Raw genomic sequence first — 18,002 nt, forward strand, 5'->3', positions numbered from 1 at the left:
GGCGGTCTCAGGAGATGGTCGTCCTTGCGGTGATGGCGCGAAGCGTGCCTGTCGGGTCGCCGTCGCGCACGAGGGCCTCCCCGACGAGGACGACGTCGGCCCCCTGGTCGTGGAACCACACGGCGTCGTCGACCCCACGGATCCCCGACTCGGCGACCTTGACGACGTCCTCGGGCAGGTCGCCGACGAGCCGACCGAAGACGCCGGGATCGACCTCGAGGGTCTTGAGGTTGCGCGCGTTGACACCAATGAGGCGAGCGCCCACATCGACCGCCCGGCGTGCCTCCTCGCTCGTGTGCACCTCGACGAGGGCCGTCATGCCCAGGCTCGTGGCCAACTGGTACAGCTCGGCCAGGTCCTCGTCGGACAGGGCGGCGACGATGAGGAGAACGAGGTCGGCGCCGTGGGCCCTGGCCTCGAGCACCTGGTACCGGGTGACGATGAAGTCCTTGCGCAGCACGGGGATCGGCACGGCGGCGCGGACGGCGTCGAGGTCGGCCAGCGACCCGGAGAACCGACGCCGCTCGGTGAGGACGCTCACCGCTGCGGCGCCGCCGGCGTGGTACGCATCGGCGAGCGCGGCGGGGTCGTCGATGGTCGCCAGGGCTCCCTTCGAGGGGCTCGACCGCTTGACCTCGGCGATGACCGACAGGCCCGGGGCGGCGAACCGCGGCAGCGGGTCGAGGGCCGGCTCGATGAGCTCGATCGCCTCGCGCAGACTCGCCTCCTCGACGAGGACCTGCCGCTCGTGGAGGTCCTCGAGGACCCCGGCGATGATCTCGTCGAGAACGGTTCCGGTGTGACGGACCGTCATGGGCAGCCCGTCAGGACTCGTCGGCGCGGGGACGCGACAGGTGGGACTGCCCGTACCCGAGGGCCTTGAGGATGCCGGCGGCGACGAGGGCGAGGACGACGAGGGCCGCCCCGACGATGCACGTGGGCCAGTTGGGTCCGGTCATGGCGCCGATGGTGGCGACGATGAACCCGACGAGGGCGGTGACCGATCCGGTCCAACCCGCAGGGCTCCTGCCGTCCTCGTACTGGCGAACGGGTCTGGTCGAGGTCTGGGTCGGCATCGGTGTCCTCCTCGTGCTCGGGCGCGGCTGCTCCGAAGACTATCGCGAAGTGCCCTCGTCCGTGGCCGCGTGACCGGGGCGCGTCTGTGTCCCGACGGCGTCACCGGCCGTGGGGTCCTCCCCGCGCGAGAGCGCGTCCCACAGCAATCGCTCGTCGGTGAGGTCGACGCTGCGCTCGGTCGTGCGGGTGCGGCGGGCCGGCCAGCGGCTTGCCGTCGCGCTGACGAGCACGCCGGCGGCCGCGAGCAGCACCCCGCACGTCGCCAGGGTCCACGGCCACATCGTCACGCTCGAGGCCACCCCGTGGGCCTCGACCCCATAGCTGGCCCAGAGATGGTCGGGAGCCGATCGACCCGCCAGGGCGGCGGTGACGAGGCCCACCCCGAGCAGCGCGTCGAGGACTCCGACGAGTCGGCGTCCCAGGGCACCGACGGTGAGCAGGAGCACGGTGCCGATGACGACCATGGCGCCCAGGGAGTCGACGAGTCGTCCGTGCACCTGCGCCCCGGTGAGCTCGACCGATCCCCAGCGCAGCCACGGGCGTCGGTCGATGGCCAGGGCCGCCAGCCCGAGCAGGGCCGGCACCGTGACGACGGCACCGCGGCGTGCCGGCGAGAGCGGCTGCGTCACGACCCGCTCCCCCATGCCTCGGCCGCACGCACAGCGGTGACGACGGCCGCCGCCTTGTTCTGGCACTCGAGGTTCTCCTTGGCCCCGACCGAGTCGAGGACGATGCCGGCCCCGGCCTGGATGTGGGCGACGCCGTCCTTGAGCACGGCGGTGCGGATGGCGATGGCGCAGTCGGAGTTGCCGTCGAGGTCGAAGTAGCCGACGACCCCTCCGTAGACCCCCCGTCGGGTGGTCTCGAGCTCCTCGATGATCCGCATGGCCGAGATCTTCGGGGCTCCCGAGAGGGTGCCGGCGGGGAAACACGAGAGGGTGACGTCGAGGGCGTCGACGTCGTCGCGGGGCACCCCGGTGACGGCGGCCTCCAGGTGCATGACGTGGGAGTACCTCCCGACCTCCATGAACCGGGTGACGTTGACCGTGCCCGGCACACACACCCGGCCCAGGTCGTTGCGACCCAGATCGACGAGCATGGTGTGCTCGGAGCGTTCCTTCTCGTCGGCCAGGAGTTCGGCCTCGAGGCGCTGGTCCTCCTGGGAGGTGCGGCCGCGGGGCCGGGTCCCGGCGATGGGATGGGTCGTGGCGACGCCGTCCTTGACGGTGACGAGGGACTCGGGCGACGAGCCGACGATGTCGAAGCCGGGCAGCCTCAGCAGGTAGAGGTACGGGCTGGGGTTGCAGCGGCGCAACTGCCGGTAGATGTCGAGGGCGTCGGCACCGGTGGCCAGGTCGAACCGTTGGCTGGGGACGACCTGGAAGATGTCGCCGTCCTTGATCCGCTCGATGGCGACGTCGACGAGGGTGGCGAACTCCTCGGGGGTGCGCTGCCGCATGACCGGGACCTGCGCCGGCGGCACGTCGGGGCGGGTGATGGACTGTCGGGCCGAGGCGATCCGGGTGGCCATCGCCGCGATCCGTTCCTCGGCGCGACGCCAGGCGGCCTCGACCTGAGCGTCGTCGGCGTCGGCGTCGACGACGTGGTTGCTCACCAGCCACAGCTCCCCGCGGTGGTGGTCGAGCACGGCCATGTCGCCGGCGATCATGAAGCACATCTCGGGCAGGCCGAGGTCGTCGACGGTGTCGTCGCCGATGTCCTCGAGGTGGCGGACGACGTCGTAGCCGAGGAACCCCACGAAACCCGAGGTGAGCGGCGGCAGGTCGGGGGCCGAGGGGGTCTGCAGCTCGCGCAGCGCCTCCTTGAGGGTGGCCAGCGGCCCGCTGGAGCCCAGGCCGCTCACCGGCTCACCGATCCACCGACCTCGTCCGTCCTCGACGGTGAGCGCCGTGTCGCAGCGCACGCCGATGAACGACCAACGGCTCCAGATCCCCGACTCGGCCGACTCGAGGAGGAAGGTGAGCGGCCGGTCACCGCACAGGTGGTGGTAGAGGCCGACGGGGGTGAGGTCGTCGCACACCATGGTGGCGTGGACACTGACCACCCGCCCACTTCGCGACCGGAGGGTCTCCTCGAGGGTCGGTGTGAGGGTGAGGTCGCTCATCGGGTCTCCTCGGTGTCGTCGGGAAGCAGGAGGTCGGCGTCGAAGCAGGTGTGGTCGCCGGTGTGGCAGGCCCCGCCGGTCTGGTCGACGACGAGGAGGATCGTGTCCCCGTCGCAGTCGAGGCGCACCTGGCGGACGTGTTGGGTGTGGCCGGAGGTCTCGCCCTTGACCCAGTACTGCCGGCGTGACCTCGACCAGTAGGTCGCCCGTCGGGTCGCCAGGGTGCGGGCGAGGGCCTCGTCGTCCATCCACGCCATCATGAGCACCGCCCCGGTCGACCGCTCCTGGACGACGGCCGGGACGAGTCCGGCGTCATTGCGCTTGAGGCGGGAGGCGATGGCGGGGTCCAAGGACATGGGCTCCATTCAACACCCCGACGGCGCCCGGCGCCCGCCACGACCGATCGGCGTCACGGGACGGTGGCGTCCGGGAAGTGCCGTGTGGGAGGCACCGGTGCTGCGCGCGACGGCGGGCGCGGACGCCGGCACGTGCAAGGATGGGGACGAGTGAAGGGAGTCGCCATGTCACTGGCCCAGACCGAACGCGCCGCCCTGGCCGCCGACCTCGACCGGCTGGGCCCCACGGCCCCGACCCTGTGCGAGGGCTGGCTGGCCGATGACCTGCTCATCCATCTGCTGCTGCGCGAGAACGACCCGTTGGCCGTGCCCGGCATGGCCGTCGAGGTCTTCGACGAGGTCACCGCCGCCCGACGCCGTCAGCTCGAGTCGCGCACGACCTTCGCCGAGCGGGTCGACCGGCTGCGTCGTGGGCCGGCGCCGTGGAGCGTCTTCCGGGTTCCCGGTCTGGACCGGGTGGCCAACGGTGCCGAGTTCTTCGTCCACCACGAGGACCTGCTGCGCGCCCAACCCGGCTGGTCCGCACCACGCGACCTGGGGCGTCCCACCCAGACCCATCTGGCCCGGATCCTGGCCCGCAGCGGGCGGCTGCTGCTGCGGCACAGCCCGGTTGGGGTCCGCGTCGAACTCATCGACCAGTCCGGTGACCTCCACCTGCTCGGGCTGCGTCCCGGCTCCCGGATCGTCACCCTCGTCGGATTGCCCTCCGAGGTGCTCCTCCACTGCTTCGGACGCAAGGAGGCCGCCCGCGTCGAGGTGCTGGGCGAGCCGGACGCCGTCACCGATTTCCTCGGGACGGACTGCGCCGTCTGAGTCACCCCGTCCGAGGTGTCAGCACGGGGGCCGGCTCCGGCGGACCGACCCCCGTCGTCACTCACGACAGCTTGGCGAGGATGAGTTCGCGCACCCGCTTGGCGTCGGCCTGACCGTGCATGGCCTTCATGACCTGCCCGATGAGCGCCCCGGCAGCCTGCACCTTGCCGCCACGGATCCGCTCGGCGACGTCAGGGTTGGCGGCGATGGCCTCGTCGACGGCTGCCCCGAGGGCGGCGTCGTCCGAGACGACGGCCAAGCCCCGAGCCGTGACGACGTCCTGCGGGTCACCCTCACCGGCGACGACCCCGTCGATGACCTGACGGGCGAGCTTGTCGGTGAGCGAGCCGTCGTCGACGAGCGCCTGCAGCTGGGCCACCTGGGACGGGGTCATGCCGACCTCGGAGAGCTCGATGCCGGCCTCGTTGGCACGCCGGGACAGCTCGGTGAGCCACCACTTGCGGGCCGAGGCCGGGTCGCAACCGGCGGCCACGGTCGCCTCGACGAGGTCGAGGGCACCGGCGTTGACGAGGGCGTCGACCTCGAGCTGGGACAGACCCCACTGGGCCCTCAGCCGGGCACGCTTGGCGGCCGGCAGCTCGGGCAGGGTGTCGCGCAGCTGCTCGACCCATTCCCGGCTCGGCGCCACCGGGACGAGGTCGGGCTCGGGGAAGTAGCGGTAGTCCTCGGCGTCCGACTTGTCCCGTCCGGCAATGGTGAACTCGCCGTTCTCCTGCCACATCCGGGTCTGCTGACGTAACGCTCCTCCTGCGGCGAGGATCGCTCCCTGACGGCGGATCTCGTAGGTGAGCGCCCCCTCGACCGACCGCAGCGAGTTGACGTTCTTCGTCTCGGTGCGGGTGCCCAGGACGTCCGAACCCTTCGGCATGAGCGAGACGTTCGCGTCGCACCGCAGGTTGCCCCGTTCCATGCGGGCCTCGGAGACCCCCAGGGCGATCATGATGTCGCGCAGGTGAGCCATGTACGCCTTGGCGACCTGCGGGGCGAGGGCCCCCAGCCCGCGCACCGGCTTGGTGACGATCTCGATGAGGGGGACGCCGGCCCGGTTGTAGTCGAGCAGCGAGTGGTCGGCACCCTGGATCCGTCCCTCGGAGCCGCCGACGTGCAGCGACTTGCCGGCGTCCTCCTCCATGTGCGCACGCTCGATCTCGACCCGGAAGGTCCGGCCCTCGACCTCGAGATCGACATGTCCGTCATGGCAGATGGGCTCGTCGTACTGGGAGATCTGGTAGTCCTTGGTCATGTCGGGGTAGAAGTAGTTCTTCCGCGACATCCGGCTCCACGGGGCGATCTGGCAGTTGAGGGCCAGACCGATACGGATCGCCGACTCGACGGCGTGACCGTTGATCGCCGGCAACGATCCGGGCAGACCCAGACAGACCGGGCAGACGTTGGTGTTCGGCTCGGCCTGCGAGTCGGTGGAGCAGCCACAGAACATCTTCGTGGCGGTCGACAGTTCGACGTGGACCTCGAGGCCGAGGACTGGCTCGAAGCGCCCCATGACCTCGTCGTAGTCGAGCAGCTCGTCGGTGCTGTAGGCGCTCATCGGGCATCCTCCCTGTCGAACTCGCCGCTGAGGTGCGGGGCCCGGTCGAGCAGCGGGCCACCCCACCGGTCCTCGAGGATCCGCTCCAGGGCGGCGCCGACCCGGTAGACGCGGTCGTCGGCCATGACCGGGGCCATGACCTGGAAGCCCACCGGCAGACCGTCGGCCAGGCCGCACGGGAAGGACCCCGCCGCATTGCCGGCCATGTTCGCCGGGATGGTGCACAGGTCGGCCCGGTACATCGCCATTGGATCGGCGGTGCGCTCCCCCAGCCTGAAGGCGACGGTCGGCGTCGACGGCGCGACGAGGACGTCGCAGCTGGCCCAGGCGTTCTCGAAGTCGCGCGCGATGAGGGTGCGCACCTTCTGCGCCGAGCCGTAGTAGGCGTCGTAGTAGCCGGCGGACAGGGCGTAGGTGCCCAGGATGATCCGCCGCTTGGCCTCGGCCCCGAACCCGGCGCCACGGGTCATCGACATGACCTGCTCGGCGCTGTGGGTGCCGTCGTCACCGATGCGCAGGCCGTAGCGCATGGCGTCGTAGCGCGCCAGGTTGCTCGACACCTCGGCGGGCTGGATGAGGTAGTAGGCCGGCAGGGCGTACTCGAAATGCGGGCAGGACACCTCGACGACCTGCGCCCCGGCGTCCACCAGGGCCTCGACTGCCTCGTGGAAGCGTGCTTCGACGCCGGGCTGGTAGCCCTCACCGCCGAACTCCTTGACGACGCCGATGCGCATCCCGGTGACGTCACCGGAACGGGCCGCGGCGACGACGTCGGGCACCGGCTGGTCGATGGAGGTCTGGTCCATGGGGTCGTGGCCGCCGATGACCTCGTGCAGCAGGGCGGCGTCGAGCACCGTGCGGGCGCAGGGGCCGGGCTGGTCGAGGGAGCTGGCCATGGCGATGACCCCGTACCGGGAGGTGCCGCCGTAGGTGGGCTTGACGCCGACGGTGCCGGTCACCGCGGCGGGCTGCCGGATGGAGCCGCCGGTGTCGGTGCCCAGGGCCAGCGGTGCCTCGAACGCGGCCAGGGCCGCCGCCGAGCCACCCCCCGAGCCCCCCGGGATGCGGTCGAGGTCCCACGGGTTGTGGGTCGGACCGAAGGCCGAGGTCTCGGTCGAGGAGCCCATGGCGAACTCGTCGAGATTGGTCTTGCCCAGGACGACGAGCCCCGCGTCGAGGCAGCGGCGCACGACCGTCGACGTGTACGGGGGCACCCAGCCCTCGAGCATCCGCGAGGACGCCGTCGTCGGCAAACTCTCGTAGCAGAAGAGATCCTTGACGGCGATGGGGACGCCGGCCAGCGGGCCGAGCCGCTCGCCGGTGGCGATCCGCTCGTCGATCGACCTGGCGGTCGCCAGGGCGCGGTCGGTGTCGAGGGCGAGGAAGGCGTGCACCGGCCCGTCGACGGCGTCGATGCGATCCAGATGGGCACGAGTGACCTCCTGCGAGGACACCTCGCGGGAGGCGATGAGCCGGCCGAGCTCGGCGGCGTCGGTACGGACGAGGTCGGTCACTGGGCGTCCTCCTCAAGGATCCGCGGCACCCGGAAACGGTTGTCCTGCGCGCGGGGGGCCCCGGCCAGGGCGTCGGCTGGCGGCAGGGACGGGCGGGGCTCGTCGGACCGGAAGACGTTGCTCAGCGGCAGGGCGTGCGAGGTGGGCGGGACGTCGGCGGTGGCGACCTGGGAGACCACGGCGACCGAGTCGAGGATGAGGCCGAGCTGGGGGGCCAGCTGTGCGGTCTCGTCATCGGTGAGGTCGATGCGTGCCAGGCCGGCCAGGCGGACGACGTCATCAGGCGTGAGGGCCACGATGGATCTCCTGCGGTGGACCGGGTGCGGGACGTCCCGAGGGCGGGACGGGCCCAATCCTAGGCCCTCGGGCGGCTGTGCCCGGGTGCGTCCGCCGCCATGGCATTTGGGCTCGTCGCTGTGACGAGGGACAATATGCCCCGTGCTCATCGTCCGCATCCAGGTTCCTGACGTCCCGGGCACACTGGGACAGGTCGCCACCGCCATGGGTACGGTCGACGCCGACATCTCGGCCATCGAGATCGTCGAGAAGGGCGAGGGGTACGCCATCGACGACTTCATCCTCAACCTCCCGCCGTCCACCCTGCCGGACACCCTCGTCTCGACCTGCGACATGCTCGACGGCGTCAAGGTGCTGTGGCTGTCGCGGTACCCGGAGAACTGGGGCATCGAGTCGGACATCGCCGCTCTCAACCGGATGGGCGAGGACCCGCAGCACTCCGCCGAGATCCTCACCGAGGCCACCCCCGTCGTCTTCCACTGCCAGTGGGCGGCCCTCTTCGACGCCGACCAGTCGGTGCTCACGTCGACGGCGCTGGCCCCCGAGTTCACCCCGGAGGCGGTCGCCAGGCTCGAGCCGCTCGACGTCACCCATGCGGCCGAGCTCCAGGACGGGTGGATGCCCGGCTGGGGAGACACCGTCATCGCCGTCGCCCCGCTGTCGGGTGGCCGCAGCCTGGCCCTGGGACGTCAGGGCGGCCCGGCCTTCCTCACCTCCGAGCTCAACCGACTGCAGCACATGGCTGCGCTGGCGAACTGAGGACGTGTGGTCGCCCACGTCTGGCTGACCTGGCGGTTCTGGTACGAGATCCTCTCGGCCCTGGGCTTCGGGATCGCCTCGAGCCTCATCCCCGTCCTCAACTCCGAGATCTTCATCGTCGGCTCGTTGGCCAGTGGACTGCTCGGGCCACTCGAGGTGTCCATCGGGCTGGCCATCGGTCACGCCATCGGCAAGCTCATCATGTTCATCGGGATCCGCCAGGGCAAGAACCTCAAGTGGTTCAAGCACAAGGAGCCCAAGCCAGCGCCGCCGGGGTCCTGGCGGGAACGGCTGGGGCGCTGGAACGACCACGCCGCCCGGGCGGTCGAGCACCCGCGATGGGGTCTGGTCATCCTCATGGTCTCGGCCATCACCGGTGTGCCGCCGGTCTATCTCACCGTCATCTACGCGGCCACGACGAGGATGCGCACGCTCCCCTTCACCCTCACCATGGTCATCGGGTTCTTCCTGCGCTGCTACGCCCTGGCCCTGGCGACGAAGTGGGGCGTCCACCTCGTCATCTGAGGCCCGTCGCGGCTCGCCGGGCCGGGGCAGTCGGCGTCGGCCCGGGATTCGGCTCGAGGCTGTCGGCCCCTGTGGATTCAGCTCTGTGGGATGAGGACCTGGAAGAAGTAGTACCCGACCCCGACGAGAGCGCCCAGGACGAGGACGAAGACGATCGGTGCGAGGATCCGCTGCACCTTCTTGAGCCGGGTCGACGGCACCTTGCGCGGACCCCATTCGCCGAGCCTGGGACGCACCCGGATCGGGGTGCGTCCGTCGAGGTTGAGGTCGGTGAAGAAGGGCACGGTCCCGAGGGTACCGTGCCCCGGTCGGGCGCGGCGGGCGACGAGGTCGCCGTGGCCCGGATCGTGGCGACCGGGGTCGTGGAGGCCACGTCGCTCCGCAAACCGTCACCTCCCGCCCCCCACGGGCCACCCTGCTCCAGAACCTGCACCGTGCTCCTGGAATCGCCACTGCCCGTGGCCCGGGAGGCCACTTCGTTCCGGAAACCGTCGCCGTCCGCAGCCCGGGACGCCACATAGCTCCAGAAGTTGTACCAGGCTCCACGAACCGTCACTGCCGAGGCCGGGACCGGGGCCACTCTGCTCCGAAAATCGCCCCCTCAGGGGCCGTAGGGCCCACCTGGCTCCAGAACCTGCACGATGCTCCTGGAGTATCTGGAGCATCGTGCAGAAAGGGGAGCAAAGTCATCCCTGAGGGCTTTTTCCGGAGCGAGGTGCCGGACGGGAGAGGCTCCACGAGGGGACCCTTGGGTGGGGCAGGGTTCTCACGTGGACCACCGGACTGGGCAGGGTTCTCACGTGGACCACCGGACAGGGCCCGATTCCCAGGTGGAGCGCGGAACACGATTCCCGTCGACCGCGTGCGGACACTCATCGACGACCAGTGCCCAATCTGGAATCCGTCGCCATCGCGCGTCACGTGGAGCCGGGAATGGCCGAGTCTTCTCCATCGACGCCCCGAGAACGTCTCACCTCCCGGCAGACTGACCCCAGGAAAATCAGCCTCGCAGGTGCTCCTCGACGAGCTCGGCAGCTCGGGCGAGCGCGTCGAGCTGGCTCGACGCCGCCGCTCGACTCCATCCGGCCAGGCCGCAGGCAGGCACGAGGATTCCCAGGTCTGCGAGCCGGCAGTCACCGACCCCCAGACGACGCGACAGCTCGAGCACCCGTCGGACGATCTCGTCGACCGGCATGACGACGTCGGCCCTGTCGGTCGGCACGACACCCAGGCCCACCCGACCACCGGCATCCATCCTGGCCGCGACGGCGTCGAGCATCCGCGTCCCGGGGCGGGACAGGTCGAGCACGACAGGACCCGGGACATCGGGCAGGGGAACGTCGGCGGCGCACGAGTGCCACCCGACCTCGGCCAGCCCCTCGAGCCCGGTGACGAGGACGCCGGTGAGCTCGGTGGCTCGGGCCCACGACATCGCCGGCCAGTGATGCAGGCCCGACTGCGTCGGGACCCGTCCGCCGAGCACCGCACCGATGCTCGGCTCGTCGAGCTGGACGACCCACCTCACCTGTGGCATCCGACGGCGCAGCTCCCCCATGAGCGTCGCCATGCCGGACGCCAGCCCTGCCGTCACCTCACGGAGCGCCCCCTCGTCGGCAAGGAGGCACTCACCGTGCCGCAGGTGCAGCCCGACCGCCAACGTCAGCGGCCCACAGATGCCGATCTTCACCGTCGCGGGCGCCCCGGCCAGGGTCTCCTCGAGGTCGTCGAGGTCCCTGCGCAGCCATGACCCGGCCCGACGGTGCGCCCCGTCCGAGGAGTCGGCGAGACGCCATCCGCCCGGCCCGAGGTCCACCGGCAGATCGTCGAGCACCGCGCAGCCGCGCCCGAGGATGCCCGCCTCGACGCCCCGCCCCGGCAGTTCGGGCAGTGGGATGAGCTGCCCGAAGAGCTCGGCAACCGCCGCCAGTGCCCCGCGCATGTCGGTTCCCGGCAGTGAGCCGACGCCCGTGGCGATCACGATCGGACCGCCTGCGCCACCGACACCCCGGCCCGCTCGGTGCCGCAGATCGTCGCGGACCCGATGACGAGGTCGCCGTCATACAGCACCGCGGCCTGTCCCGGCGCCACCCCACGCAGCGGCTCGTCCACCTCGATGACGACTCCCCCGTCGACGCGACGGACACCGCACCCCACCGGCTGCCCGTGCGCCCGCACCTGGACCTGCCCACGCCAGGTCGACGCCGGCTCGCCGGAACACCACACCGGCCGGATGGCCTCGAGCCGCCGCACGCTCAGTCCGTCCTCCCCGCCGACGACGACGGTGTTCGACACCGGCTCGATGTCCAGGACGTATCGCGGACGCCCATCGGCCGCCGGAACCCCCAGGTGCAGACCGCGCCGCTGCCCGATGGTGAAGTGGTGATACCCGTCGTGGCGACCCACGACCCGGCCGGTCTCGTCACGGATGACCCCGTCGCGAGTGCCGAGCTCCCCGCTGAGCCAGCCGGCGGTGTCGCCGTCGGGAATGAAACAGATGTCGTGCGAGTCCGGCTTGGCCGCCACCGACAGCCCCAGCTCGGCAGCCTCCTGCCGCACCTGTACCTTGGGCGTGTCGCCGAGCGGGAAGAGCGAGTGCGCGAGTTGCTCCTGATTGAGCACCGCCAGGACGTAGGACTGGTCCTTGCCCGCGTCGGCCGCCCGATACATCCGGGTGACGCCGTCGACCGCCTCCAGTCGCGCGTAGTGACCGGTGGCGACGGCGTCGAACCCCAGATCGAGCCCACGCTCCAGGAGGGCGGCGAACTTGATCCGCTCGTTGCAGCGCAGACACGGGTTCGGGGTTCGCCCGGCGGCGTACTCGGCGACGAAGGGGTCGATGACCTCGGCCGCGAACCGGTCGGAGAAGTCCCACACGTAGAAGGGGATGCCGAGCCGATCAGCGGCCCGTCGCGCGTCGAAGGAGTCCTCGAGGGAGCAGCATCCGCGCGACCCCTCCCGATACGACCGTGGGTTGCGCGACAGGGCCAGGTGGACGCCGGTGACGTCGTGTCCCCGGGCCACGAGGCGCGCCGCCGCGACCGCGGAGTCGACCCCGCCGGACATCGCCGCCAGAACTCTCATGCGGTCCTCCTCCTGCCGTGCGCCCCGGCCCCCCGGGGCGTCGACCATCGTAGGTGGACCCGGCGGCGGCCCGCACTCAGCGCGCCCCGCGGACCCGCTCGACGGCGTCCGGCAGCACGGCCAGCAAGTGGTCGAGGTCGGCCTCGGTCGTCGACCACCCGAAGGACACCCGCACCCCGGCGGCCGCCTGTGACTCCGTGCGCCCCATGGCGAGCATGACCTGGCTCGGGCGGGCGACTCCGGCATGGCAGGCCGATCCGGCCGAGCAGTCGATGCCGGCGGCGTCGAGGACGAGGAGCAGGTCGGCGGAGCGGACGGACTCGACCGTGAGATGGCAGATCGCCGGACTGACCGTCGTCCCCCCGTCGACCGACACGCCGGGGATGGACGCCGTCGCCTCGACCAGACGCCGACGCAGCCTCGCCCAGCGGGCGCGCTGGGCGTCGAGGGTCCCCAGCGACTCGCGCAGGGCAGCGGCGAAACCGCGAGCCAACATGACGGTCTGGGTGCCGGAACGGACCCCGTTCTGTTGCCCGCCGCCGGGCAGGACGGGTCGGAGCTCGACGCCACGGCGTACCCACAGTGCCCCGATGCCGACCGGCCCGCCGATCTTGTGGGCACTGAACGAGGCGAGGTCGACCCCCCATCCGGCCAGGTCGACGTCGACATGGCCGAGGGCCTGGACGGCGTCGGTGTGGACGACCGCCCCCGCATCATGGGCACGCGCGGCGACCTCGGGCACCGGCTCGACGACCCCGGTCTCGTTGTTGACGGCCATGACCGAGACGACGTCGCCGGGTGCGGGGGTGAGTGCCGAGACGTCGACGACGCCGTCCTGGTCGACCGGCACCACCGACACCCGCTCCCCGAGCAGCCGGGGGTCCGCCAGACCGGCGACCGCCTCGTGCTCCACCGCCGAGACCCAGACCCGTCCCCGCTCACCGACCGATCCCAGCAGGGCCAGGCCGTCGGCCTCGGTCCCGCCGCTGGTGAGGATGATCTCGAGCGGCCGGACCCCGAGCAGACCGGCGATCTCCTCCCGGGCGTCCTCGAGCAGGGCCCGTGCTGCCCGGCCTGCCCCATGGGTCGCCGACGGGTTGGCCAGGGACGGCGTCGAGACCATGGCCTCGAGGGCAGCGGGTCGCAGCGGGCTCGTCGCGGCGTGGTCGAGGTTGACCCGCTGGGCACCTCGTGTGCACGGATTCGCATCCTTGAAAGCCATCTGAGCACATCCTTTCAGCGGGGGCGGACCGGCGAGGAGAACTTGTGGCATCGCGGCCCGGAAGACACCATAGGTGCGCTGCCCGCATGGCAGCGCGCCGACCGTGCGTCGGCACGTCGATGGAAAGGATGCCGCAATGGCCAGGACACCGTCCCAGACCGACACGACCGAGGAGGCCGAACCGCGTCGTCTAGGAGCGCATCTCCACGCCGACGGCTGCACCTTCGGCCTGTGGGCGCCCCGCGCCGACCGGGTCGAGCTGGCCCTGGTGGCCTCCGATCGTTCCCAGCGCAATCACGACATGACCCCGGGCCCCGATGGCATCTGGACCCTCGACGTCCCCGGGGTCGAGGCCGGTCAGCTCTACGGCTACCGCGTCCACGGACCCTGGGATCCCGACCAGGGCATGAGGTTCAACCCGGCCAAGCTGCTCCTGGATCCCTACGCCCGCGCCATCACGGCCGGCGTCGACTACCACGGGCCGATCTTCGACCACCTGCCCGGCTCGAACTTCGAGCCCGATGACCGCGACTCCGCCCACGCCGTGCCGCTGTCCATCGTCGTCCGGCCCGGGACCCCACCCGAACCGATCGCCCGACGCCGACCGCTCTCGGAGTCGCTCATCTACGAGCTCCACGTCAAGGGCTACACGAGGTCGCACCCCATGGTCCCCGACCATCTGCGCGGCACCTACGGCGGCCTGGCCTGTCCGGCCGTCATCGAGCACCTCGTGTCCATGGGCATCACCGCGGTCGAACTGCTGCCGGTGCAGCAGTTCGTCTCCGAACCCTTCGTCGTGGGCAAGGGACTGCGCAACTACTGGGGGTACAACACCCTGGGGTACTTCGCCCCGCACGCCGCCTACTGTTCGGTGGGCAGCATGGGCGAGCAGGTCGAGGAGTTCAAGGCCATGGTCACCGCCCTTCACCGGGCCGGGATCGAGGCCATCCTCGACGTCGTCTACAACCACACCGGCGAGGGCGGCCACGAGGGCCCGACGCTGGCCTTCCGCGGCATCGACCACAAGGCCTACTACCGTCTCACCAACGATCAGCGTGACGACTACGACGTCACCGGCTGTGGCAACGCGGTCGACACCTCCCACCCCGGCGTCCTGCGGATGGTCCTGGACTCCCTGCGGTACTGGGTCACCGAGATGGGGGTGGACGGATTCCGCTACGACCTGGCGACGACCCTCATCCGCGACGCCGAGCACGGCGTCGACCAGAACCACCCGTTCAAGCAGGCCCTGCGCACCGACCCGGTGCTCTCGCGGGTCAAGCACATCGCCGAGCCCTGGGACGTCGGACCCTACGGCTACCAGGTGGGCCGCTGGGGTTCGGGCTGGAGCGAGTGGAACGACCGGTTCCGCAACCACACCCGCGACTACTGGCGAGGTGCCACCTCCGGTGTGCAGGAGCTGGCCACCCGGCTGGCGGGATCGGAGGACCTCTACGGCTCGCCGACCGGCGGCATCAACTTCGTCACCGCCCACGACGGCTTCACCATGCGCGACCTCGTGACGTACAACATGAAGCACAACCAGGCCAACGGCGAGGACAACCACGACGGGTCGAACGACAACCGCTCGTGGAACTGCGGTTGGGAGGGCGAGACGACAGACGACGCCATCGTCGAGCTGCGCCACCGCCAGGTGCGCAATCTCATGGCCACCCTGCTGCTGTCGGCCGGGGTGCCGATGATCCTCGCCGGTGACGAGATCGGTCGTACCCAGGACGGCAACAACAATGCCTACTGCCAGGACTCCCCCATCTCCTGGGTCAACTGGGAGGACGCCGTCGACTGGTCCGACGTCACCCGGCTCACCCGGCACCTGGCCACCCTTCGCGCCGAGCACCCGGCCCTGCGCCCCGAGCTGTACCGCCACCACGGCGAGGTCATGACCTGCGACGGTCGGCCCACCGGACGCCCCGACCTCACGTGGTTCTCCGGCGAGGGCTCCGAGATGTGCACCGAGGACTGGAACGACCAGGGACGACGGACCCTCGGCATGTACTCCTCGACCTCGAAGGAGGCCTTCCTCGTCTGGTACCACAGTGGTGACCAGCCGGTCGGCATCCATCTGCCGTCGGCGCGCTTTGCCGCCTCCTGGAGTCTCGAGGTGACGACCGCCCGCCCCGACGAGGTCGTCGAGGGACCGTTGGAGCCCGACGCCGCCTTCGTCGTCCCCCCGCGCAGTGTCACCGTCCTTCGTGGGGAGGTTCCCGCCCCCGTGGCGACGTCGAAGCCGGTAGCGTGATCCTCGTGTGGAGGATGAACAGACGCCAGCGTTCCGACGAGCAGCCCGAGGAGTCCGCGAGCCCCGAGGCCCCCGTCGCCGAGTCGGCGACCTCGGACGGAACCGTCGCCGACCCGGCGACCGCTGAGGGACCCGTCGCCGACCCGGCGACGCCCGAGGCCGCGGCGAGTGATCCGGCTCCCACCGAGGACGGGACGGCCGCGACCGGCACTCCCGCGCCACTGCCCGCGGATGCCTCCGATAACGAGCCGGTGAGCCGCCCCCGTCACGCGGCCGACGCCCCCGAGCCGGAGAGCTCCCGGCAGGACCTGCCGCTGGACCGCCCCGGCCATGCCCCGCTGCGCGGCTACGGCCGGATTCCCGTGCACAACGTCCAACCGGTCGTCGAGGGCGGGCGCCTGCCGGCCTACGCCGTCGTCGGCGAGGAGTTCGAGGTGCGCGCCAATGTCTTCCGCGAGGGGCACGACGCCGTCGGCGCCAGTGTCGTCCTCACCGATGCCGACGGACGCCGTCTCGTCACCGACATGGTCCAGGTCGAGCCGATCGGCCTCGACATCTGGACGGCCCGAGTGAGCGCCGACGCCGAGGGCGACTGGACGATGCACGTCGAGGGCTGGTCGGACGCCTGGGGCACCTGGCACCACAACGCCGCGGCCAAGCTGGCCGCCGGCATCGACGTCGACCTCGTCTGCGCCGAGGGTCGTGTCCTGGTCACCTCGGCCCGGGACCGTGCCTCCTCCCGAGGCGACGAGGACGCCGTGGCCACCCTCGACGCCGCCGGGTCGGTACTCGACCCGAACCGCCCCATCGCCGAGCTGCTCGGGCTCGTCGAGGATGCCGGGTTCGCCGCGGCCATGCGCCGTCATGCCGACCGACCTCTCACCAGCCCGACCGCCCGCACGCCGCTGGTCGTCGAGCGGCGTCGGGCCCTCTACGGCTCCTGGTACGAGTTCTTCCCCCGCTCCCAGGGCGCCCACGAGAACCCCGACGGATCATGGACCTCGGGTACCTTCGACAGCTCCTGGGAGCGTCTCGACGCCGCCGCGGCCATGGGCTTCGACGTCGTCTACCTGCCGCCGATCCACCCCATCGGCACCGCCTTCCGCAAGGGACGCGACAACACCCTCGTCCCCGGACCGTACGATCCCGGCTCGCCCTGGGCCATCGGATCGGCCGACGGCGGCCACGACGCCATCCACCCGGATCTGGGCACCTTCGAGGACTTCGACCGTTTCGTCGGTCATGCCCACGACCTCGGCCTCGAGGTCGCCCTCGACTTCGCCCTCCAGGCCTCGCCCGACCATCCCTGGGTCACCGAGCACCCCGAGTGGTTCACCACCCGGGTCGACGGCACCATCGCCTACGCCGAGAACCCGCCGAAGAAGTACCAGGACATCTACCCCATCAACTTCGACAACGACCCCGAGGGCATCCACCGCGAGGTCATCCGCCTGCTCGAGTTGTGGATCTCCCACGGGGTGACGATCTTCCGCGTCGACAACCCGCACACCAAGCCGGTGAACTTCTGGGCCTGGGTCATGGCGACGATGCATCGGCGTCATCCCGAGGTCATCTTCCTGGCCGAGGCCTTTACCCGGCCCGAGATGATGCAGGCCCTGGCCAAGGTCGGCTTCCAACAGGGCTACTCGTACTTCACCTGGCGCACCGCCAAGTGGGAGATCGAGGAGTTCCTCACCCAGGTGTCCCGCGACACCTCCGCCTGGTACCGGCCGAACATGTTCGTCAACACCCCGGACATCAACCCGTACTACCTCCAGGATGGCAATCCCGCCGGGTTCGCCATCCGTGCCATCCTCGCCGCGACGATGAGCCCGAGCTGGGGCGTCTACTCCGGTTTCGAGCTGTGCGAGCACGAGCCCCTGCCCGGACGCGAGGAGTACGCCCACTCCGAGAAGTACGAGTACCGGCCGCGCGACTGGAACGCCCAGCCGAACCTCTCCCTGCTCATCACCCGGCTCAACGAGATCCGTCGGGCCCACCCGGCGCTCCAGCAGCTGCGTGACGTGACGATCCACCACGCTCCCGACGACCGGGTCCTCGTCTTCTCCAAGAAGGCCGGGGACGACGTCGTCATCGTCGTCGTGAGCCTCGACCCGGTCTGGGGAGTCGGCTCCCAGGTCATGCTCGACATGGCCGCTCTCGGCCTGGACCAGCACGCGACCTTCGACGTGCACGACGAGCTCACCGGGGCGGACTTCACCTGGTCGCAGCAGGCCTGGGTGGGCCTGTACCCGTCCCAACCGGCGCACATCCTGTCGGTCCGGCGTCCCTGACGACACACCACAGCCCGAGGGCCGCTCCCGACCTGAGGTCGGGACGGCTTCACCCGTACCCCATCGCCGAAGGAACCTCGTGTCCCACTCCCCCCACGTCGCATCCGTCGCC

17 protein-coding genes are annotated in these 18,002 nt (G+C 70.9%); 5 read left to right on the top strand and 12 right to left on the bottom strand.

Annotated elements, in window-relative coordinates:
- Positions 1-7: 7 nt before the first annotated feature.
- The 5 genes from trpC to hisI are packed head-to-tail and all read right to left on the bottom strand — an operon-like array spanning position 8 to position 3,567.
- Positions 8-820: an indole-3-glycerol phosphate synthase TrpC gene (trpC, locus tag E0E30_RS05975; protein WP_210115869.1), complete on the bottom strand. Its 813-nt coding sequence runs from the start codon at positions 818-820 to the stop codon at positions 8-10.
- Positions 821-824: 4 nt separating this feature from the next.
- Positions 825-1,076, bottom strand: coding sequence for an HGxxPAAW family protein (locus E0E30_RS05980; protein ID WP_130865522.1), 252 nt, complete (start codon positions 1,074-1,076; stop codon positions 825-827).
- Between the two features lie 39 nt (positions 1,077-1,115).
- Complete coding sequence (locus E0E30_RS05985) at positions 1,116-1,706, bottom strand: Trp biosynthesis-associated membrane protein (protein ID WP_167853907.1); 591 nt, start codon at positions 1,704-1,706, stop codon at positions 1,116-1,118.
- Positions 1,703-3,202 carry a chorismate-binding protein gene (locus tag E0E30_RS05990; protein WP_130865524.1) on the bottom strand — a complete coding sequence of 500 codons (1,500 nt, stop codon included), beginning with the start codon at positions 3,200-3,202 and terminating at the stop codon, positions 1,703-1,705. The genes E0E30_RS05985 and E0E30_RS05990 overlap by 4 nt, the downstream gene beginning before the upstream one ends.
- Positions 3,199-3,567: a phosphoribosyl-AMP cyclohydrolase gene (gene hisI, locus E0E30_RS05995; protein ID WP_411913993.1), complete on the bottom strand. Its 369-nt coding sequence runs from the start codon at positions 3,565-3,567 to the stop codon at positions 3,199-3,201. The genes E0E30_RS05990 and hisI overlap by 4 nt, the downstream gene beginning before the upstream one ends.
- Positions 3,568-3,723: 156 nt before the next feature.
- Between hisI and E0E30_RS06000 the strand changes: the two genes are divergently transcribed.
- Positions 3,724-4,371, top strand: a complete 648-nt coding sequence (locus tag E0E30_RS06000) for a TIGR03085 family metal-binding protein (RefSeq protein WP_130865526.1) — start codon at positions 3,724-3,726, stop codon at positions 4,369-4,371.
- A gap of 61 nt (positions 4,372-4,432) precedes the next feature.
- Here E0E30_RS06000 and gatB read toward each other — a convergent pair whose 3' ends face one another.
- Genes gatB through gatC form a run of 3 tightly spaced genes read right to left on the bottom strand, consistent with a single transcriptional unit; the run spans position 4,433 to position 7,748 of the window.
- Positions 4,433-5,938: an Asp-tRNA(Asn)/Glu-tRNA(Gln) amidotransferase subunit GatB gene (gene gatB / locus E0E30_RS06005; RefSeq protein WP_130865527.1), complete on the bottom strand. Its 1,506-nt coding sequence runs from the start codon at positions 5,936-5,938 to the stop codon at positions 4,433-4,435.
- Complete coding sequence (gene gatA / locus E0E30_RS06010; protein WP_130865528.1) at positions 5,935-7,452, bottom strand: Asp-tRNA(Asn)/Glu-tRNA(Gln) amidotransferase subunit GatA; 1,518 nt, start codon at positions 7,450-7,452, stop codon at positions 5,935-5,937. Before gatA ends, gatB begins: the two co-directional genes overlap by 4 nt.
- A complete protein-coding gene (gene gatC, locus E0E30_RS06015; RefSeq protein WP_245306518.1) occupies positions 7,449-7,748 on the bottom strand; it encodes an Asp-tRNA(Asn)/Glu-tRNA(Gln) amidotransferase subunit GatC in 300 nt (99 codons plus the stop codon). Before gatC ends, gatA begins: the two co-directional genes overlap by 4 nt.
- A 148-nt stretch (positions 7,749-7,896) precedes the next feature.
- Between gatC and E0E30_RS06020 the strand changes: the two genes are divergently transcribed.
- Together E0E30_RS06020 and E0E30_RS06025 are read left to right on the top strand one after the other, a co-directional pair.
- Complete coding sequence (locus E0E30_RS06020) at positions 7,897-8,508, top strand: ACT domain-containing protein (RefSeq protein WP_130866771.1); 612 nt, start codon at positions 7,897-7,899, stop codon at positions 8,506-8,508.
- 6 nt (positions 8,509-8,514) lie between these two features.
- Positions 8,515-9,033, top strand: a complete 519-nt coding sequence (locus E0E30_RS06025; RefSeq protein ID WP_130865530.1) for a hypothetical protein — start codon at positions 8,515-8,517, stop codon at positions 9,031-9,033.
- Positions 9,034-9,110: 77 nt separating this feature from the next.
- Here the strand turns inward: E0E30_RS06025 and E0E30_RS06030 are convergent, their stop codons facing one another.
- From E0E30_RS06030 to E0E30_RS06045, 4 genes are all read right to left on the bottom strand, one after another.
- The gene (locus E0E30_RS06030; RefSeq protein WP_130865531.1) at positions 9,111-9,317 is read right to left on the bottom strand and encodes a hypothetical protein; all 207 of its coding nucleotides are present in this window, start codon (positions 9,315-9,317) and stop codon (positions 9,111-9,113) included.
- A gap of 716 nt (positions 9,318-10,033) precedes the next feature.
- The gene (locus E0E30_RS06035; RefSeq protein WP_210115870.1) at positions 10,034-10,972 is read right to left on the bottom strand and encodes a uroporphyrinogen decarboxylase/cobalamine-independent methonine synthase family protein; all 939 of its coding nucleotides are present in this window, start codon (positions 10,970-10,972) and stop codon (positions 10,034-10,036) included.
- Between the two features lie 35 nt (positions 10,973-11,007).
- Positions 11,008-12,114 (bottom strand): tRNA 2-thiouridine(34) synthase MnmA, encoded by a 1,107-nt coding sequence (gene mnmA / locus E0E30_RS06040; RefSeq protein WP_130865533.1) that lies wholly within the window; start codon positions 12,112-12,114, stop codon positions 11,008-11,010.
- Between the two features lie 76 nt (positions 12,115-12,190).
- Positions 12,191-13,336, bottom strand: coding sequence for a cysteine desulfurase family protein (locus E0E30_RS06045; protein ID WP_130865534.1), 1,146 nt, complete (start codon positions 13,334-13,336; stop codon positions 12,191-12,193).
- 136 nt (positions 13,337-13,472) lie between these two features.
- Between E0E30_RS06045 and glgX the strand changes: the two genes are divergently transcribed.
- Both glgX and E0E30_RS06055 read left to right on the top strand, forming a co-directional pair.
- Positions 13,473-15,596 carry a glycogen debranching protein GlgX gene (glgX, locus tag E0E30_RS06050; RefSeq protein ID WP_130865535.1) on the top strand — a complete coding sequence of 708 codons (2,124 nt, stop codon included), beginning with the start codon at positions 13,473-13,475 and terminating at the stop codon, positions 15,594-15,596.
- 14 nt (positions 15,597-15,610) lie between these two features.
- Positions 15,611-17,890: an alpha-1,4-glucan--maltose-1-phosphate maltosyltransferase gene (locus E0E30_RS06055; protein ID WP_245306519.1), complete on the top strand. Its 2,280-nt coding sequence runs from the start codon at positions 15,611-15,613 to the stop codon at positions 17,888-17,890.
- Positions 17,891-18,002 lie beyond the last annotated feature (112 nt).

Source organism: Acidipropionibacterium timonense (assembly GCF_900605005.1).
Lineage (GTDB): Bacteria > Actinomycetota > Actinomycetes > Propionibacteriales > Propionibacteriaceae > Cutibacterium > Cutibacterium timonense.